Annotated in this window: 20 protein-coding genes; 4 read left to right on the forward strand and 16 right to left on the reverse strand. The window is 50.7% G+C overall.

The window, feature by feature from the left end; all coding sequences use genetic code 11:
• Positions 1-8 precede the first annotated feature (8 nt).
• The 6 genes from plsX to JG50_RS0103695 all read right to left on the reverse strand — a co-directional run bounded on the left by plsX (position 9) and on the right by JG50_RS0103695 (position 4,388).
• On the reverse strand, positions 9-986 hold the full coding sequence (plsX, locus tag JG50_RS0103670; RefSeq protein WP_033099766.1) for a phosphate acyltransferase PlsX: 978 nt from the start codon (positions 984-986) through the stop codon (positions 9-11).
• Entirely contained in the window at positions 986-1,567 is a 582-nt protein-coding gene (gene fapR / locus JG50_RS0103675; protein WP_033099783.1) for a transcription factor FapR, read from the reverse strand. Before fapR ends, plsX begins: the two co-directional genes overlap by 1 nt.
• Positions 1,568-1,716: 149 nt before the next feature.
• Entirely contained in the window at positions 1,717-1,899 is a 183-nt protein-coding gene (gene rpmF, locus JG50_RS0103680; protein WP_033099767.1) for a 50S ribosomal protein L32, read from the reverse strand.
• A gap of 53 nt (positions 1,900-1,952) precedes the next feature.
• Complete coding sequence (locus tag JG50_RS18620; protein ID WP_052153969.1) at positions 1,953-2,471, reverse strand: YceD family protein; 519 nt, start codon at positions 2,469-2,471, stop codon at positions 1,953-1,955.
• A 77-nt stretch (positions 2,472-2,548) separates the two neighbouring features.
• Positions 2,549-3,601 (reverse strand): SepM family pheromone-processing serine protease, encoded by a 1,053-nt coding sequence (locus JG50_RS0103690; protein WP_052153970.1) that lies wholly within the window; start codon positions 3,599-3,601, stop codon positions 2,549-2,551.
• Positions 3,591-4,388, reverse strand: a complete 798-nt coding sequence (locus tag JG50_RS0103695; protein ID WP_033099768.1) for a patatin-like phospholipase family protein — start codon at positions 4,386-4,388, stop codon at positions 3,591-3,593. The genes JG50_RS0103690 and JG50_RS0103695 overlap by 11 nt, the downstream gene beginning before the upstream one ends.
• A gap of 105 nt (positions 4,389-4,493) precedes the next feature.
• On the opposite strand from JG50_RS0103695, the gene ylbJ reads away from it, so the two are divergent.
• Complete coding sequence (gene ylbJ / locus JG50_RS0103700; protein ID WP_052153971.1) at positions 4,494-5,735, forward strand: sporulation integral membrane protein YlbJ; 1,242 nt, start codon at positions 4,494-4,496, stop codon at positions 5,733-5,735.
• A gap of 75 nt (positions 5,736-5,810) precedes the next feature.
• Here the strand turns inward: ylbJ and coaD are convergent, their stop codons facing one another.
• From coaD to JG50_RS0103720, 4 genes are all read right to left on the reverse strand, one after another.
• Complete coding sequence (gene coaD / locus JG50_RS0103705; RefSeq protein WP_033099769.1) at positions 5,811-6,290, reverse strand: pantetheine-phosphate adenylyltransferase; 480 nt, start codon at positions 6,288-6,290, stop codon at positions 5,811-5,813.
• Between the two features lie 15 nt (positions 6,291-6,305).
• Positions 6,306-6,863: a 16S rRNA (guanine(966)-N(2))-methyltransferase RsmD gene (gene rsmD, locus JG50_RS0103710; RefSeq protein WP_033099770.1), complete on the reverse strand. Its 558-nt coding sequence runs from the start codon at positions 6,861-6,863 to the stop codon at positions 6,306-6,308.
• A gap of 298 nt (positions 6,864-7,161) precedes the next feature.
• Entirely contained in the window at positions 7,162-7,749 is a 588-nt protein-coding gene (locus JG50_RS0103715) for a hypothetical protein (RefSeq protein WP_152568473.1), read from the reverse strand.
• A gap of 88 nt (positions 7,750-7,837) precedes the next feature.
• Complete coding sequence (locus JG50_RS0103720; RefSeq protein ID WP_033099772.1) at positions 7,838-8,185, reverse strand: hypothetical protein; 348 nt, start codon at positions 8,183-8,185, stop codon at positions 7,838-7,840.
• Between the two features lie 191 nt (positions 8,186-8,376).
• Between JG50_RS0103720 and JG50_RS18625 the strand changes: the two genes are divergently transcribed.
• The gene (locus JG50_RS18625) at positions 8,377-9,030 is read left to right on the forward strand and encodes a YiiX/YebB-like N1pC/P60 family cysteine hydrolase (RefSeq protein WP_052153972.1); all 654 of its coding nucleotides are present in this window, start codon (positions 8,377-8,379) and stop codon (positions 9,028-9,030) included.
• Between the two features lie 76 nt (positions 9,031-9,106).
• Positions 9,107-10,093, forward strand: coding sequence for a hypothetical protein (locus JG50_RS0103730; protein ID WP_033099773.1), 987 nt, complete (start codon positions 9,107-9,109; stop codon positions 10,091-10,093).
• Positions 10,094-10,175: 82 nt separating this feature from the next.
• On the opposite strand, the gene recG is transcribed toward JG50_RS0103730, so the two are convergent.
• The 6 genes from recG to JG50_RS0103760 form a co-directional block, all read right to left on the reverse strand.
• Entirely contained in the window at positions 10,176-12,224 is a 2,049-nt protein-coding gene (gene recG, locus JG50_RS0103735) for an ATP-dependent DNA helicase RecG (RefSeq protein WP_033099774.1), read from the reverse strand.
• 6 nt (positions 12,225-12,230) lie between these two features.
• Complete coding sequence (gene sdaAA, locus JG50_RS0103740) at positions 12,231-13,115, reverse strand: L-serine ammonia-lyase, iron-sulfur-dependent, subunit alpha (RefSeq protein WP_033099775.1); 885 nt, start codon at positions 13,113-13,115, stop codon at positions 12,231-12,233.
• Between the two features lie 69 nt (positions 13,116-13,184).
• A complete protein-coding gene (gene sdaAB, locus JG50_RS0103745) occupies positions 13,185-13,841 on the reverse strand; it encodes an L-serine ammonia-lyase, iron-sulfur-dependent subunit beta (RefSeq protein ID WP_033099776.1) in 657 nt (218 codons plus the stop codon).
• Positions 13,842-13,876: 35 nt separating this feature from the next.
• Positions 13,877-14,746, reverse strand: a complete 870-nt coding sequence (locus JG50_RS0103750) for a DegV family protein (RefSeq protein ID WP_033099777.1) — start codon at positions 14,744-14,746, stop codon at positions 13,877-13,879.
• Positions 14,747-14,763: 17 nt separating this feature from the next.
• Positions 14,764-16,455 carry a DAK2 domain-containing protein gene (locus JG50_RS0103755; RefSeq protein ID WP_374057990.1) on the reverse strand — a complete coding sequence of 564 codons (1,692 nt, stop codon included), beginning with the start codon at positions 16,453-16,455 and terminating at the stop codon, positions 14,764-14,766.
• 9 nt (positions 16,456-16,464) lie between these two features.
• Entirely contained in the window at positions 16,465-16,830 is a 366-nt protein-coding gene (locus JG50_RS0103760; RefSeq protein ID WP_033099778.1) for an Asp23/Gls24 family envelope stress response protein, read from the reverse strand.
• Positions 16,831-17,092: 262 nt separating this feature from the next.
• Here JG50_RS0103760 and rpmB point away from each other — a divergent pair, with 262 nt between their 5' ends.
• The gene (rpmB, locus tag JG50_RS0103765) at positions 17,093-17,281 is read left to right on the forward strand and encodes a 50S ribosomal protein L28 (RefSeq protein WP_033099779.1); all 189 of its coding nucleotides are present in this window, start codon (positions 17,093-17,095) and stop codon (positions 17,279-17,281) included.
• Positions 17,282-17,334 lie beyond the last annotated feature (53 nt).

Here is a 17,334-nt window from a genome sequence, read left to right on the forward strand (position 1 = left end):
CTCCCCTTTTAATGAGACAGTTCTTCTTCAATTCTCTGGATGACGCCATTTTCGACAAACAGGTGTGCTTGGCGAATCGCATTGTAAAAAGCTTTTTCATCCGAAGAGCCATGGGCTTTAATCACGGGACCCGAGAGACCCAGGAGCGGTGCTCCTCCGTGCTCCTTGTAATCCATATCCCGGGCAAACCGCTTCAGACCCGGCTTCAGGATCGCAGCGGCCAACTTGTTCAGCAGGCTGGCGGTCAGTTCCTGTTTAAAACGTTCGAAAATGGCTTTAGCGACACCTTCCATGTTTTTCAGCAAAATGTTTCCACTGAATCCGTCGCAAACCAGCACATCGCAGGGACGGTAAAGGATGTCCCGCGCTTCCACATTTCCGATGAAAGAAATGGATCTTTCTTGTTCCAAAAGGGAAAATGCTTCCTTGGTCAGCTCTGTTCCTTTGCATGCTTCGGTTCCGATATTGAGAAGTCCGATTTTCGGCTCCTTGAATCCGAGCACCTTATTTGCGTAAATACTTCCCATCTGCGCGTATTGGCGCAAATGTTCCGGTCTGGCTTCGGGATTTGCCCCCACATCCAGCACCAGAATCCCTTTGCCGGTCAGAGTGGGAAAAACGGGAGCCAATGCCGGACGGTCCACACCTCTCATCCGCCCGGTATGGAAAAGACCGGCTGCCATCAGAGCACCTGTATTTCCTCCGCTGATAAACGCATCCGCTTCCCGGTTTTTCACCATCTGACATCCGACGACGATGGAAGAATCCTTTTTGCGCCGTACCGCTTTGACCGGCTCATCATCAGGTTCAATTTGTTCGCTGACCTGGACAAATTGGAGATTGCCAAATGCTTCAGGCAATAGTTTTTCATCCCGACCGATCAAGATAAAGGTGGTATCCGGCCATTGGGAAGCAGCAAGCCGCAATGAATTCACTACCGCTGTCGGAGCATGGTCTCCTCCATGCGCATCAATCGCAATTCGCATCAATGCTCCTCCTCATTCGCTGGAACAAGTTCATCGTCTTCTAGGCGATAAACGTAAAAAATTCCTTGAAAAACGACTTCTCCATTGATTTTCGTTTTTACATCCACCTGTAAACGGGATGCCTTTTTTTTGATTACCGTGGCATGGGCAATGCACTTTTCCCCCAACCTGGCCGGTCGGATAAACCGGATCTCGGCTGAACCGGTAAGTGCCACTTCCGAGTTCACCAGCGCAACGGCCAGTGAATTGGCCTGTGCAAACAGGATGTGTCCGCGGGCGATTTGATTTCGTGCAAAAACATGTTCCTTCTTGATCTCCAAAACGGAAACACCGCTGTGATCCAATTGCAGATCTACGATATCCCCGATCACTTCTTCCACCAATAATGACCGGACACGGTCAAAATGATTCTCCGCCATGTGTTTGATACGCTCGCGCAATTCCGAAATGCCAAGCTCCAAACGATCCAGCCTGATTGTTTGTATGCTGACCTTGCATCGCTTTGCCATCTCTTCATCCGTCAGAAATGGATCGTCCATAAAAGCTTGTTTGATTCGGCGCTGTCTTTCTCTCTTGGACATGCGCACAGCGGAGCCACCACCTTTTTTATTACCATGTATTAATACCAGGTACTAAATCAGTATATAAAAAAAAGGGCGTATTGGCAATATGAAAAAACAAGAGCCAGACCAAGATGCCGGCTCTTGCTTTTACGGCTCCGGCAAATCCATTATTCGTTTGCAACGCCTTCCACTTCAGAGCCTTTGTAATAACCGCACTCTTTGCAGACACGGTGAGAGAGTTTGGGCGCTCCGCATTGCGGGCATTTCACCAAACCTGGCACAGCCAGTTTAAAATGGGTGCGACGTTTGCGTTTGCGTGTTTTCGATGTACGTCTAAAAGGTACTGCCATGCTGTTTCACCCCCTCTAAGAATGTAACACAAGTCGGGGAAGTTTTCATACACCTAAGATTTGTCCTCGAACCAATCCTGCAATGCCGCCAACCGGGGATCGATTTTTTCAATCTGGCAGTTGCAGGTTTCCACATTTTTGTTCGTTCCGCATTTGGGACATAGACCTTTGCAATCTTCCCGACATACTGGAATGTAAGGAAACTGGAGCAGAACTGCCTCCCGGATCATGGGGTCAAGATCCAGCACATTTCCATCAATCAAATGGATCTCTTGCTCCTCTGTTTCTACCGCCCGGTGTGCTTCATCCGTAAAATATTCCTTCCATTTCACATGAATTGGAAGGGTGAATTCCGACAAGCACTTGGAACAGGAAAATGTCGCTTCGGTCGACTGCTCCGTATCGGCTTCGATCAGATGCGGATCCAGGAGCGACACACGGGCTTTTACTTGAACGGGCTCAAGCCGAACCAACCCTGGAACTTCGCCCGGCAAAGCATCCAGCGTTACGGTCTCACGCAAGTCAAGTTGCCCGGCTTTGGCTTGATTTAACTTGTGCAGGGAAATCTGCATGATTCCACTCCTTGTGTAAAAACAGGGTTATTATAAGACACGATTGCAATCCCTGTCAACGTTTTTGACTTGAAAGTCTATGCGGCGGCTTCGGGCAACCGCTGAAGATATTGAACGGCATCGGCCAGAGATTTGACCGGCACCAGCTTCAGATGCAGGCCTTCCTTTTTGATCGTTTCTTTGGCAATTTTTTCATTCTGATCCCCCGGCATCACATCTTCCGGGCAAAAGAAGATTTGGGCATGTGCCCGTTCAGCGGCAACGAGTTTGTGCTGAATCCCTCCGATTTGCCCGACGGTTCCGTCAGCGGAAATCGTTCCCGTACCGGCAATGCGGTGTCCATGAGTCAGATCTTCGGGCACCAACCGGTTTAAAACTTCAAGTGTAAACATCAACCCGGCCGACGGTCCGCCGATCTCGTCGGCTTCAATCCGGACGGGCGGGGAGGTGATCACCTGGATCCGCGGAACCGGAACAATGCCCAGTCCGACATGCGGCTTTTCACCCGGCTGTGCGGGCAAAGTGTACAGGCTCAGCTTAAGGGTTTGTGCTTTTCTGTCCCGAAGGAGGCTGACGACAACGGTGTCCCCCGCTTTTTTGGCGCTCAGGTATTGAACGAGCTGATCGACGGACTCAACCGGCCGCCCGTCCACCTTTTGAATAATATCCCCTTCCCGCAGTCCTTGCGGCTGTTTTCGGAGCAGCTGAAATACTTCAATTCCGGTCATTTGGACGCGAACCGGCTTTTTGGCATAGCGAAAAGCAGCGATAATCGCCTGATTTTGTGAGGCAGTCATATTTTCTGCCTCTCTTCTCTGATACTCCTCTTCCGATTCATTCTGCGCCAAAATCTCCGTTTCATGCACCAATTCACCGTGCCCGGTCAGTTTCACATAAGCATAATCAAACAGGTTTCCGTCTTTTAAGGAAACGGTGGTCAGCATAAATGACCCTTTTTCATGCGGCCTGATCCCGCCAACATGCACCATTGGCGACACATCCTGGGCCGAGCCGGGCGCCATGACAAAATAAGGTATACGGACGAGAAAGAGAACCCCGATTATGATAAAAATCAGTGATATAACAACAACTCCGACGATTCTCTTTCCATTCGAGTCTCTATATCCCATCCCATACTTCCTCTCCTTGCCAGTTTCGGATCAGTTCTTTCAGTTTTTTCACTTTGGCTCTCGCTTCTTCTTCTCCTTTTTGAATACATTCCTCCGCCCTCATAAACGCGGTGGGTCCGATATGGCCGACATCGGGATGAAAAACGAAATCGGCCGCCACAATCCGCTGGCTGGTAATCTCTTTCTCCATGATAACTAAAGTTTGTGCAATCACATCAAAAATATTTTCGATCTTCGCTTGATTCACCCGCGGAATCACATCAACGGCTATAACCAGATCGGCCCCCATCTCCCGCACGACGGAAACCGGAACCCGGTCGATCACCCCTCCGTCCACCAACAGTTGGTTTCCGAGGCGAACCGGTTCAAAAATCCCCGGTATCGAGATGCTCGCTCTTACCGCCAGATCTGCAGGTCCTTCCGTGAACACCACGGGTTCCCCTCTTGTCAAATCCGTCGCGATCACCGCTGTCGGGATCGCCAGTTGCTCCAATCTCTTGTTGTGCGTGAGCAGGCGAATCAATTCTCTCACCTTGTTCCCGATGACACAGCCCATTTTCGGAATCGTCAGATCGAGCCAATGCTTCCGTTTCAGGGAGATCGCCACTTGCTCGCACATTTCCAGATCCAGCTGATTCGCCAGCAGAACCGCGACAATGCTCCCCATGCTGCTCCCGGCAACAAAATCAATTTCAATTCCTTCCTCTTTCAGGACTTTCAATACACCCAAGTGAGCAAAACCGCGCGCTCCGCCAGAGCTGAGGGCCAAACCGATCTTCGGGTGCAAACAGCATTCGCTCCTTTCGTTTCACTGGACAAACCACCGGCATATATTTCCTCCCCCAAGCGTAGACATGTTATTGATGCTGTTGTCCATGAGGAGAGAATGAATATGATCCGACCCTTTCTCCGAAGTCAATTTAAAACGCTGGCACTTGCTTCTTTCGCTTTTTTTATTGCCATCCTGCTCGTCTTGTATCCTGAACAGGCTGTTAAATCATCGCTTAGGGGGTTGACGATTTGGTGGGATGTCGTCTTTCCTGCTTTATTGCCTTTTTTCATAACAGCCGAAATGATGATGGGCTTCGGAGTCGTCCATTTCCTGGGAGTCCTCCTGGAACCATTGATGCGCCCGATCTTTCGCGTTCCCGGGGCGGGCGCGTTTGTCATGGCCGTCGGCTTGATCTCCGGAAATCCCATGGGGGCAAAACTGACGGCCCGTCTGCGCGAACAGGACCTCATCTCCCGCGAGGAAGGGGAACGCCTTGTCGCTTTTACCAGCACTGCCGGCCCCTTATTCCTGTTTGGCGCGGTGGCAGTCGGTTTTTTTGAAAATGAATCGCTCGGCATGATCCTTGCCACCGCTCATTATGCCAGTGCTTTCCTCGTTGGATTTTTGATGCGTTTTCACGAACCGAAAGCCCCGCCCTCCAATCCAAAAGGAAAAAAAACCGGCCTCATCTTCATTCGCGCCCTGAGAGCCATGCACCGGGCAAGGATTCAGGATGGACGCACACTCGGACAATTGATCGGTCAATCGGTGACTTCCGCTGTGCAAACCTTGCTGCTGATTGGCGGTTTTATCATGATGTTTTCCGTTTTAACCCACCTGATCAACTATGTAGGCATAACCAGGCCCCTGGTGCACGGAATCTCCTGGCTTCTCCACCTTTGTTCCCTGTCCGGGGACCTGGCCAATCCGATTTTAGCCGGATTGTTTGAAATCACTTTGGGCTCCCAGCTGGCCAGTGCCGTCGGTCCCACCGTGCCGCTGATCTATAAATTGGCCATGGTCGGCTTTGTCGTCGGGTGGAACGGATTATCGATCCACGCCCAGGTCGCCAGTATGATCAGCCGGACGGATATCCGTTATTTCCCTTACTTTTTGGCGAAAATCCTGCATGGCGTGCTGGCGGCGGTCATCACAGTCGCTATATTCCCGCTTTTCCGGCCGCGGCTGGATGTCGTCGCCGTGAACAGTTCCCTTCTCGGGGAATCGGTTATTCACTCCCCTCTCTGGCAAACATTGAAAGGGATATCGATTATTATAGCGCTATTCTGGGTTTTCTTTCTATTGTTTGCTGAAATCAAAGATCGCTTGCCGTATAATAAAAACCCGCTCAAACGTCAGTGACAAAACGTAGCGGGCAAAAAAATCGGCCAGAGGGGGGAATTTCCCTTTTTATGTGAGCATCATCCGGGGCACGGATCAAGCTTCAAACTTTTCCTGCAAGGCCTTGGCAACATGTTCCGGAACCAAGTCTTTCACATCCGCCCCATAGCGGGCGACTTCCTTGACCATTGCCGAACTGATAAAAGAATACTGATTGCTCGTCATTAAAAAGAATGTCTCCACTTCTTCATCCAGCTTGCGGTTGGTTGATGCGATTTGCAGTTCGTACTCAAAATCGGAGATGGCCCGGAGACCGCGCAGGATAACATTGGCCTCCCGTTTATGCAAATAGTCGACCAGCAACCCGCCAAAGCTGTCCACTTCGACGACGGGCATATTTTTGGTCGCTTCCCTGATCAGCTCTTTTCTTTCTTCAACCGTGAACAAGGGGTTTTTAGAGGAATTTGTCAGCACGGCCACAATAATTTTGTCAAACACTTTGGCCCCGCGCTTGATAATGTCCAGATGACCATATGTAATCGGGTCAAAACTTCCCGGATAGACGGCGATTTTCATCTCGTCTCCTCCTTCTTACTCGTTTATCTTTTGGTAGAGAGTGATCCCGGTGTCCCCATAAGCGAGACGACGAATTTGAACAAGCGATCCCAATTCTGCCTCCAATTCCAGATCATTCGGGTGCTCCGCGACGACAATGCCGTCTTTTCCAAGCAACTCCGTCCCGACGATCTCCTTCAGCACGGGGAGCAACAAATTTTTATGATAAGGTGGATCCAGCAGAATCAGCTCAAACCGCCAGCCTTTTCCCTGCAGCATCTTCAGTGCCGCTCTCGCATCCCGCCGGTAGATTTCCACCCGGTCCGCCAGTTTCGCCGCTTCTGCATTCATGCGAACAATATCACAGCTTGTCCGTGATTGGTCAACAAAAACTCCCCGGTCAAAGCCCCGGCTTAACGCTTCCAAGCCAAGCGCACCTGTCCCGGCAAATAAATCAAGCACATTTCCCCCGGCAAAAAAAGGGCCGATTACTTGAAACAGGGATTCTTTGACTCGGTCTGCAGTCGGACGCACATGTTTTCCCGGAACCATTTTCAGGCGCGTCCCTTTTGCCGATCCAGCAATGATACGCATAATGGACACCTATCTCTTCTGTCATTTATTAATAAAATAAAACACGTTTAATCCTACCATAAAGAACAGGCAAATGAAAACGCAAAAAAAACCAAATGCAAGGTATAAAAAATCAAAAGGAGGAAAACATAATAGATGACAGCGTCGATTATGATGTTGTCGAACCGCGGAGAAGACTTACGTTTCCCCATAAGCTCTTCCTCCGGTTTCTCCTCTCCCATTTAGTATTTTTCACAACTCGATTGTGAAAGATACATTGAGGCTCGCGTAACAAGGCGCGAGCCATTTTTTTACTTTCTTATCTGGATCCTCGGCGTGGAATTCTCCTTCTCCTCACGCCATCCAGGGAAACTGTTTCATCGTATGCCGGCGGCCACTCCTCCATGCTCTCTCTGCGATTCTGCCGGGATGTCGCTTCCCTTCTCATCCGGTCCCTCTGTTCTCCCCAGGTATCGCGAAACTCCATCGATTCCGAAAATCTCTCCATCTCCGGATGCGGAGGTCTCCAGGCGGGAGAATACGGGACGTTTCTCCGCCCTTGTCTCTCCTCAGGCGGCCACTCGTCCGGCCTCGGAAACGGCAGGGCATCAGGATGAGGACCCGGTCCAAAAAATCCTCTCGGATCCATCGGGCCCTGCCTCCGCATCGGACCGGGAACAGGCCCGAACAACCAATCATCTTCCCACTCGCTTCTCATCATGCGAGGCGGCATCTCTCTTCTTTCCCGATCGTCAGAAAAATGACGCGGGGGACCCATCGGCTCACCAAACATATCCATTTCGTTAGGATAGAAATATTGGCCTGATTCACGTTCACGATGTTCAGCACTGCGAATTCCTTGCACAGTTTTTTTTCGCACAGGCTGCCTTTTTCTGCTTTTATGCATCATTCTTCCTCTCCCCGATCAGATATTGACCCCATTTTTTAACAGGCACTATACCATATGACGATCACCCTTGCTTTGTCTGTACGGATCACCTATAAGTTCCCGCCCAATTCCCCCAGTTCCGGTAGATGGTGCGTTTGATCATCCGCGCCTCCGTCGGCGTAATCACTTGTTCCACAACCATCGCATCCACCATCTTATCAGACAATTCATATAATCTCGGCGAGTTCTGCAGCTTTTCAAGTTCCTCACGGGTAAAAAAATGCTCGGGAAGCTGTTGGGCATAGGACCATAGCCCCATCACACCGTACTGCATGCGGATGCGTCTCGCTTCGGCGATCAATTGCTTCATTTTCCTCACGCTTACCGCCCGGCGACCAACAGTCTGATTGATGGTATTCACAAGATCCTGATAAAGCGCATCGTTGTTGTTCATTCATTTCCCCCCTGCTTGCGAATAATGTATCTTATGCAGAAGGAAAAGGTCGTGACTTAACAATTAACAAGATTGATACACAAATGTAATCTTATTAAAATATATACTGAATATTCCGTATTATAAAATAATAACAAGGAAAGCAAATGATTATTCACCTGTTTCCGAGAAAGGAGAAGTCAAGGAACATCATGAAATGCTTAAAAAAAATAACCCTGTTTCTCTTCTTCGCTTTTTTGTCCATTGTACCAGTGTTCCCCGACATCGCTTCCGCCTCCTCCCCTTCATTCACCCCCGATCAGCTGAAAGAAATCGCCAAAGCGAAGCAAAAAACCCGGTATGTCGCCACGCACTGGGATGAAATCAAACAAGCAAAGAATCCGGTTTCTGGCTCAGTCTCGATTGAATCCGTCAGGCAGGCAGGGGATATTCTCGTCACTTTGGACGGAACGAGCAGTTCATCCATGTGGGCGGGCGGTCATGCGGGAGTCGTTTCCGACATGAGCGGATATGTCGTCGAATCGTTTGGCAACAAAGGGGATTTGAACGGTGTCCGGCATTGGCCGAATGACTGTGATACACGCTATAATCAGGTAAAAGGGCTCAGAGTGAACGGAGCCGCTTCCGGGGACTATGCTTATGCCGCTTCATATGCAAGACAGCAAATCGGCAAGCCTTATAACTACAATTTTTTCAATATTACAACAACCGGTTCATTTTATTGCTCCCAACTGGCTTGGCGCGCTTTTTACAATCTGGGTTATGATCTGAACGACGGCGGTGCGGTCTGGCCCGTTGACCTGATTGAAAGTCCGCTCACTTACGCCTTTTATTCAAAGGGTTGATGTCAAACGGGGCTTTTTTTCCTCTTTCGGGTGAAAAAAGGCTCCGCTTTCGCTCATCACAATGAAGGAGGTCGCCATGTTTCGGTTTCGTTTTATCCTGGTGCTGGTGTTGGGATTATTGCTTCTTTCCGCTGCCTGTTCCCGAGACGCACTTCCGCTCCGGCATGCAAGACTGGCTGTGATCTACACCAATGCTGCCAAAAAGGAAAGCGCATTGATGCTGCTGGATGCAAAGGGAGAAGCAATCGGCGAGATCCCGATCAAGGCAATGGGGATCTTTCAAATCGAAAAATCAGACAAAAACGGATTGCTTTTACCCGAGCGGTTTGGCCGGTCTCTCATCATCCTCTCCCCGGAAGGCAAGCTGCGAACGGAACAAACAAAAGAGTTTCCGATCTTTGTCAAACAAAGGGACGGAGTGACTGTGTCCGCCTTTAATACAACACTCCATTCCAACACCCTGGAAATCGTGCAAAACAACCAGCGCAAACAACTTCAGCTTCCCGGATTCCTGCGAACGGCTACTTGGGATGATACATATGTTTATGTGTTCTCTTCCTTGATTGAAGCGAAAAGGGCCGTTTTGTATGTGGTCGATCGGCAACGCGGAAAAGTAGCCCAAACCGTCCCGCTCGCCATCGATCTGGCTGATGACCTGAAAATCGTCGGTCACGACTTGCTTATCACCTCAACCGATGAACAGAAAAAAATGGCCATATATGATCTGGAGAAAAAGCGAATCCGCTATATCGAACTTCCGTTTGCCAAACCGCAGTACATTTTGCCCGTCGCCAATGAAATCTGGATTACCCATAAACAGCAGGCGGTTCTCACTGTTCTCGATCCCGATGCTGATCAGGTGAAACGAACTCTTGCCGTTTCACAACCGATATTTCAAGCAAAACAGGATGCCCAACACCTCTATATCCTGTCCCAGTCTGACAGTGCGGAAACAGCCGGCGTACTTGGCGTCTACGATAAAAAACATTTGCATCAGATAAAGCGGATTTCCCTGCCGCGCAAAGGTGAGATGCGCATTCAGGATTTTGCCTTGCTTCCCTGAGCGAAACCGCGGGCATGGCAGATGGCTGGCCACACTTCTTCAGAAAAAACCCTGTTGCTCAAGTGTCAACAGGGTTTTCGCACTAATCAAAGCTTTTCGATTCAAGATTTTCTTCCTGCAGGTACTCGTAAAGTGCCCTTGTCTCCGGATTGCTCGAAAAGTCAGGGCGGTTGACCAACTCCTGGGCATCGGCACGGGCAATCTCCAGTACACGCAAATCCTCATTCAAATCGGCAATTTTAAACTCGGGCAGACCGCTTTGCTTCACCCCGAGAAAATCTCCCGGCCCCCTCATCTCCAAATCGCGCCGGGAAATTTCAAATCCGTCGGTTGTTTCCGTCATGATCCTCATCCGCTCAACACCCGTTTCCGATTTGGGATCGGCCACCAGCACGCAAGTCGCCGTACCGCCGCCCCGCCCGACCCGTCCGCGCAACTGATGCAACTGCGCCAGTCCAAAGCGGTCCGCGTCATATATCACCATCACCGTGGCATTGGGGACGTTGACTCCCACTTCGACGACCGTGGTGGATACGAGCACCTGAACCTCATTGGCGGCAAAATGGGCCATTACCTCTTCCTTTTCGGCAGAGGACATCCGTCCGTGCAGCAAACCGACACGAATCGGGGCCAGGGCCATTGTCAACTGACCATAAACCTCTTCGGCGTTTTGCAGATCCAGTTTCTCCGATTCCTCAATCAAAGGGCAGATAACATATGCCTGCCGGCCCTTCCGGCACTCTTTTTCGATAAAATTGACAATCCTGGGCCAAATCTCCTTTTTTACCCAATAGGTATCGACAGGCTGGCGCCCGGCAGGCATTTCGTCAATGGTGGAAACATCCATCTCTCCGTAGTACGTGATCGCCAGCGTACGCGGAATCGGCGTCGCCGTCATATGAAGAACATCCGGCACTTCCCCTTTTTCGCGAAGGGTAGCCCGCTGTTTGACACCAAAGCGGTGCTGTTCATCGGTGATCACCAGACCGAGATTGTGAAAGGTGACCCCTTTCTGAATCAAGGCATGCGTTCCGACAGCGATATCAGCCAGGCCCATTTGGATCTGCCCCAAGGCATCCCGCCTTTCCCGGGCCGTCATCCTGCCTGTCAAAGCGACAATTTGCAAGCCCAGCGGGGAAAGCAGCTGCTTGAGCGAGGCAGCATGCTGATCTGCCAAAATCTCCGTCGGCACCATCAGTGCTCCCTGATAACCGCTGAGATAATTGGCGTAAAGGACAATGGCTGCCACCACGGTTTTTCCGGAACCTACATCTCCCTGCAACAGGCGGTTCATCTGAGACGTGGAGCGCAGATCAGCCAAAATTTCCTGCACCACCCGCCTTTGCGCGTTGGTCAGCGGAAAGGCCAGCCGGTCGATAAATTCCTCCACCTTTTCCTCGGCAAAGGAATGGGCGATTCCTGTGTTCTCCATCCGTGCCTGTTTCTTCAGCCACATCATCTTCAATTCATATAAAAAAAGTTCCTCATACACCATCCGGCGGCGCGCTTGCCGGCCTTCTTCCCTCCCTTTTGGAAAATGAAGGAAGTACATCGCCCGCGGCCTGGAAATCAGCTTGTAGCGCCGCCGCAATTCCTCAGGCAGGATCTCCTCAATCCGGTTTCCATAACGGATAAACGCTTCATGAATCAGCTTGCGAAGCCCGTTCACTTTCACGGAACCGGTGACGGAATAAACCGGTTCGAGCCGGCCGACATGCTTTTCCTGTTCCGCTTGGGAGAGAAAGGTGCGATCAACCGTAATCTGCAACCGATGCCGATCCCATTTTCCTGATACAACGATGATTTGTCCCGGATTGATTTTTTCACGCAAATAAGCCTGATTAAACCAAATCAGGTTTACATGAATTCCGTTGACATCAATTTTGGCGGACATGCGCGATTTTTTCTTTCCATACCATCTCACGCTGGGCTGTCCGTAGACAATCCCCCGGACGGTAACCCGCTCATCCTGCTCCGCTCGCGTCAAATCACTGATACGGTAATCCTCGTAGCGGTATGGGTAGTACTCCAACAGGTCGGCGATGGATTCGATTCCGAGCTCGGACAGATTCTCTTTTCGCTGCTGACCGACACCGGGCAGGTTTTCCACTGGAATTTCCGTCAGTTTCATGATTGCTTATTTTCCCGCTCCAAAAATTTTTCGTTCCAGCTCCTGCCCTGTCGGGGTGGCAGCCAATCCGCCCAACGCCGTTTCTTTAAGCGCAACCGGCATCATCTGCCCGATCTTGAACATCGCCCCGATCACCTCGTCGGTCGGAATGATGCTTTTCACTCCGGCCATGGCCATATCGGCTGCAACCATGGCAATCGCCGCCCCCATCGCATTTCGTTTGACACAAGGCGCTTCCACCAAGCCCGCCACCGGATCACAGACGAGTCCGAGCATGTTTTTCAAAGCAATCGCCACCGCTTCCCCTGACATCGTTGGCGTTCCGCCCGCCATCTCCACGACAGCTGCCGCTGCCATCGCCGTTGCCGAACCCACTTCGGCCTGGCAACCCCCGGCTGCACCGGCGATGCAAGCGTTATTGGCGATACAAAACCCGATCGCTCCCGCCGTAAACAAAGCGCGTACCTTTGTTTCCCGATCGGAGCCCAGTTTTTCGGCCGCGGTGGAAATCGCCCCCGGCAAAATGCCGCAAGCTCCGGCCGTCGGTGTTGCCACAATCGTCCCCATCGCTGCATTCACTTCGGAGACTGCCGTCGCTCTTGAAACCGCATTCAGAATGGTCGAACCCGATAACAGAACGGGTGCGTTTTCTTTATATTCGTTGATTTTACGGGCATCGCCGCCGGTCAATCCGCTATGTGAGCGAATCTCTTCGGTCAACCCCCGTTCGATTGCCTGTTCCATTACGGTCAGGTTGTGTTCCATCCCCGCAAAGATCTCTTCCCGCGGACGGTTCATCACTTCGATTTCGTGCAAAATCATGACTTCGGATATTTTGAGTCCTTCCTTTTCTGCTATTTCCACTAATTCAGCTACTGTGCGAAATTTCATTTTTCCCGACCCCTTTTCCCACAGAAAACCGCCGGTCCTTCCTGAGGCGGCGGTTTTTATTCCATCATATTATAAGATCATTACAGCATGAATCCCAGGCAAATTGCCAATTTTATGTTGCACTTCCATTTCCACCGGCTGATCGGTCTCAATGGACATCAAAGCTTGTGACCCTTTCTCTTTGCGTGACACTTGCATAAACGCAATATTAATCTCGTGTTCGGCCAACACACTTGCAACTTTGGCCACCGCACCATACTGATCCTGGTGCAATACCAGCAAAACCGGATCATTGCCGGACAAGCTCAGTTGAAAACCGTTCAGCTCGACGATTTCCATTTTTCCGCCACCGATGGAAATCCCGACCACTTCAACGCTTCCCTGCTCATCTTCCAGATAGATTCGAGCAGTATTGGGATGATCCGGCACTTCATCCGATTCGACAAAGGTGATCTCGATTCCCTCTTCTTTCGCGATCTCAAGGGCGTTCACAATCCGCTTATCGAATGTATCAAAATCGAGCAAACCGCCGGCAATGGCCACATCCGTACCATGGCCGCGATACGTTTGGGCGAATGATCCGTACAAGGTGATAACGGAGCGCTTCGGCTTGCGGCCAAAAATGGTTCTCGCCGCCCGCCCGATCCGGGCCGCTCCCGCCGTATGCGAACTTGAAGGCCCGATCATCACCGGACCGATAATATCAAATACGGTACGATATTTCATATGACATCCCAACCTTTTGCGACAACGTTCCCAGATTAAAGCTGCTCCAGCGGCACCAACAGGCATCCGACTGTCCCCGGACCCGCGTGGGTTCCAACCGCCGGTCCGATGTCAACCACAATCTCTTCTCTTACATCATACATCATTTTTACCTTGTTCAGCCAGGTCTTGGCATCTTCTTCCTGATCCGCATGCAGAATCGCCGCATAGACCGGGCCGACCGGAACTTTCTGCTGCAAAAGTTCAAACACTTTGCTGAAGGCCTTGTTTTTGCCGCGCGCCTTGTCAATCGCCGTTACCTCACCATCTTCGCTGATGGAGATGATCGGCTTGATACTGAGAAGCGAACCGACCAGCGCGGCCGCTTTCCCGATCCGGCCGCCCTTCTGCAAGTATTCAAGCGTATCGACCAGCGCCACCAGGCCCTGCTTTTCGCGAACCCGATCTGCCAGCTGCACCAGTTCATCCAGTGTTTTTCCCTCTTTTGCGGCCCGGGCGACCAGCACGACAATCACCCCGAGAGCATAGGCAACCGATTTGGAGTCATATACCATAATCTCCGCATCGGGATACTCTTCCTGGACTATCGCTTTGGCCAGCATGCAGGATTGGTAAGTGCCGCTCATTTTCGAAGAAATATGAAGGGAAAAGATTTGCTTTGCCCCGCTTTGAATCGCTTTGCGATAAAACTCGGCAATCTCCAGCGGCGAAGGTTGGGAAGTGGTTGGCAACTCGGTAATCTCTCTCATTTTTTGATAAAATTGCGACGGAAACAAATCAACCCCGTCCAAATAAGATTGCCCCGCCAGATGAACTTTGATCGGGACAACGGAAATGTCCAAGGCTTCCGCCAGATCTTTGGGAATATCGGCAGTACTGTCGGTTATGATTTTCACCTGCCCCATCAAACACCCTCCTTTCTTTACTCAACGGCAAACAGGTAATAATAAACCGGTTGTCCTCCCTGATGCACTTCAAATTCGATCTCGGGATAGATTTGCGAAAGTGACTCAACCAGTGCATGCGCCTGTTCTTCGGTCACATCCCGGCCGTAGATCACTGTCACCACATCCGCTTCCTCGCCGATCATTTTTTGCAGCAGGGCTTTGGCCGTTTGCACCATGTCCTGGCCGACGATTTCGATTTTGCCCTCTTGAATGCCGAGGAAATCCCCTTTCCTGATTTCCTGCCCATCCACTTGTGAATCGCGGATCGCATAAGTGAGTTCCCCCGAGCGCACCGCCCCAGAAGCCGTCGTCATGTTCTGCTCGTTCTCCTCGTGGCTTCGCTCCGCACTGAAAGCGAGCAGTGCAGCCAAGCCTTGCGGGATGCTGCGGGTAGCGATCACCGTGACGGGTGTATCAACAATTTGGCTCACCTGCTTTGCCGTCAAAACGATATTCTTATTATTCGGCAAGATCACAATATTTTCAGCTTCAATTTTTCTCACTGCATCGACCAGTTCTTCCGTACTCGGGTTCATCGTCTGGCCGCCTTCCACCACCTGATCGACGCCCAATGAACGGAAAATGTCGACAATTCCTTTTCCGGCCGCCACTGCCACAATGCCGTACTTTTTCTTTTCCGCCTTCTGCTCCCCACCGGTCTGCACAGGGGTGGAGGCAGCGCTTTTTCCTTCCGTCACGCTGGCGTATTGTTCGCGCATGTTGTCGATCTTGATGCGGATCAAATCGCCGAATTTCATGGCAAAATTGAGTGCATCCCCCGGGTATTCGGCATGGATATGTACTTTAACCAATTCATCATCAGCTACGACCAACAGCGAATCCCCGAATTGCTCCATGCTTTTGCGGAATTTGGCTTCATCAAACGCTTCGGTTTTGCGTCGCGTCGTTTTCAAATTGATAATAAATTCGGTGCAATACCCGTGTTCGATTTGCGAAGCATCCATTTTCGACTGGGCGTTATCGTGAGCAAGGGAAGCGAGCGATTCCGTGTCGAGTTTCGCTTGCGGAGCATCGGGGGCAATCTCTTCACCCTTCAAGGCAGCCAGCATTCCCTCATAGATATAAACCAGGCCTTGTCCTCCGGCATCCACTACTCCCGTCTGCTTCAAAACGGGGAGCATTTCCGGGGTGCGGGCAAGCGTCCGCCGTGCTTCATTCAACACCGTCTCCATGATCACAGCGGTGTCTTCCGTCGTCCACGCTTTTTTCATACCGGCGTCAGCCGCTTCGCGCGCCACTGTCAAAACTGTGCCCTCCACCGGTTTGATCACTGCCTTGTACGCAGTTTCAACTCCCCGCTGAAAGGCATCAGCCAATTGATGAGCGTTGATCTCCTTTTTATCGGAAACAGCCTTGGCAAATCCGCGAAACAGCTGGGACAAAATCACACCGGAATTACCGCGTGCACCCATCAGCAATCCTTTTGAAAGCGCCTCCGCCAGTTTTCCCACCGTGCCGGATGCCGCCTGTTTTTCCATCTCTTTCACACCGGATGCCAGCGTCAAATTCATATTGGTTCCGGTATCCCCGTCCGGTACGGGAAAAACGTTCAAAGCATTGACCGATTCCACGTGTTTATTCAGATTCCCGGCACCGGAACGCATCATTTGTAAAAACAGAGCTGCATGGATTTGCTGTGTCAACAGTGTTCCTCCTTACTCTTCATTGACCAGGCGAACTCCCTGCACATAGATGTTCACCTGACTTACTTTCAATCCGATCATCTGATCCAGCGTATACTTCACCTTGGATTGCACATTGTGTGCCACTTCGGAAATTTTGGTTCCATAGCCCACGATGATGTACAGATCGATCACGACTTCTCCGCTCTCCGTGCGCACTTCGATCCCTTTGCTTAAATTCTCCCTGCCCAAAAGTTCCGTAATTCCGTCTTTTAACTGGCTGCGCGAAGCCATCCCAACCAAGCCGTAGCAGTCCATGGCCGCAATTCCGGCAACCGTTGCAATCACTTCATTGGCCACTTGGATTTGACCGAGTTCCGTCGAAACTTCCAAGCTCATTCCAATTCCTCCCAGATGAGGTTTTCCATGCTTTGCTAGGACAATTGTACAATAATACCTAAATGAATAAAAGCTTAACAACATTCATCATACTGGACTCGCTCTCTCCTTGCAAGTAAAGTTCAGGTATGCTAAAATGTGCTGGTGTTTAGTCCTTATTCCGTTACCGTAAAGAGAAGAGTCCTCTCTTGCCTGAAATGTACCCTGACGGAAGATACTTTCGGCAGGGGATGATGGTATGGAACGAAGAGGAGGTGTAAGAATGGCTCGTCGTTGCTTTATCACTGGAAAACAAGGCCACACCGGAAACAAGGTAAGCCACTCCAACCGCAAAACGAGAAAAAAATGGGGTGCCAACGTACAAAAAGTGCGCATTCTCGTTGACGGCAAACCGAAACGCGTATATGTGAGCACTCGTGCCCTCAAATCCGGTAAAGTGACTCGCGTATAACCGAAAAAGAAAAAAGCACCGATTGGGGTGCTTTGAGATTGATGACAAACCCC

The organism is Thermoactinomyces daqus (genome assembly GCF_000763315.1).
GTDB lineage: Bacteria > Bacillota > Bacilli > Thermoactinomycetales > Thermoactinomycetaceae > Thermoactinomyces_A > Thermoactinomyces_A daqus.

What these genes read in the sequence shown, in the direction of transcription:
- rpmB (WP_033099779.1), top strand. Translation starts at nt 17,093, where the DNA reads ATGGCTCGTCGTTGCTTTATCACTGGAAAACAAGGCCACACCGGAAAC.
- ylbJ (WP_052153971.1), top strand. Translation starts at nt 4,494, where the DNA reads ATGATCCGACCCTTTCTCCGAAGTCAATTTAAAACGCTGGCACTTGCT.
- rpmF (WP_033099767.1), bottom strand. Translation starts at nt 1,899, where the DNA reads ATGGCAGTACCTTTTAGACGTACATCGAAAACACGCAAACGCAAACGT.
- sdaAB (WP_033099776.1), bottom strand. Translation starts at nt 13,841, where the DNA reads ATGAAATATCGTACCGTATTTGATATTATCGGTCCGGTGATGATCGGG.
- JG50_RS18620 (WP_052153969.1), bottom strand. Translation starts at nt 2,471, where the DNA reads ATGCAGATTTCCCTGCACAAGTTAAATCAAGCCAAAGCCGGGCAACTT.
- fapR (WP_033099783.1), bottom strand. Translation starts at nt 1,567, where the DNA reads ATGTCCAAGAGAGAAAGACAGCGCCGAATCAAACAAGCTTTTATGGAC.
- recG (WP_033099774.1), bottom strand. Translation starts at nt 12,224, where the DNA reads ATGAAACTGACGGAAATTCCAGTGGAAAACCTGCCCGGTGTCGGTCAG.
- JG50_RS0103720 (WP_033099772.1), bottom strand. Translation starts at nt 8,185, where the DNA reads ATGAACAACAACGATGCGCTTTATCAGGATCTTGTGAATACCATCAAT.
- JG50_RS0103750 (WP_033099777.1), bottom strand. Translation starts at nt 14,746, where the DNA reads ATGGGGCAGGTGAAAATCATAACCGACAGTACTGCCGATATTCCCAAA.
- sdaAA (WP_033099775.1), bottom strand. Translation starts at nt 13,115, where the DNA reads ATGAAATTTCGCACAGTAGCTGAATTAGTGGAAATAGCAGAAAAGGAA.
- JG50_RS0103690 (WP_052153970.1), bottom strand. Translation starts at nt 3,601, where the DNA reads ATGGGATATAGAGACTCGAATGGAAAGAGAATCGTCGGAGTTGTTGTT.
- coaD (WP_033099769.1), bottom strand. Translation starts at nt 6,290, where the DNA reads ATGAAAATCGCCGTCTATCCGGGAAGTTTTGACCCGATTACATATGGT.
- JG50_RS0103730 (WP_033099773.1), top strand. Translation starts at nt 9,107, where the DNA reads ATGTTTCGGTTTCGTTTTATCCTGGTGCTGGTGTTGGGATTATTGCTT.
- rsmD (WP_033099770.1), bottom strand. Translation starts at nt 6,863, where the DNA reads ATGCGTATCATTGCTGGATCGGCAAAAGGGACGCGCCTGAAAATGGTT.
- JG50_RS0103760 (WP_033099778.1), bottom strand. Translation starts at nt 16,830, where the DNA reads ATGAGCTTGGAAGTTTCGACGGAACTCGGTCAAATCCAAGTGGCCAAT.
- plsX (WP_033099766.1), bottom strand. Translation starts at nt 986, where the DNA reads ATGCGAATTGCGATTGATGCGCATGGAGGAGACCATGCTCCGACAGCG.
- JG50_RS18625 (WP_052153972.1), top strand. Translation starts at nt 8,377, where the DNA reads ATGAAATGCTTAAAAAAAATAACCCTGTTTCTCTTCTTCGCTTTTTTG.
- JG50_RS0103715 (WP_152568473.1), bottom strand. Translation starts at nt 7,749, where the DNA reads ATGCATAAAAGCAGAAAAAGGCAGCCTGTGCGAAAAAAAACTGTGCAA.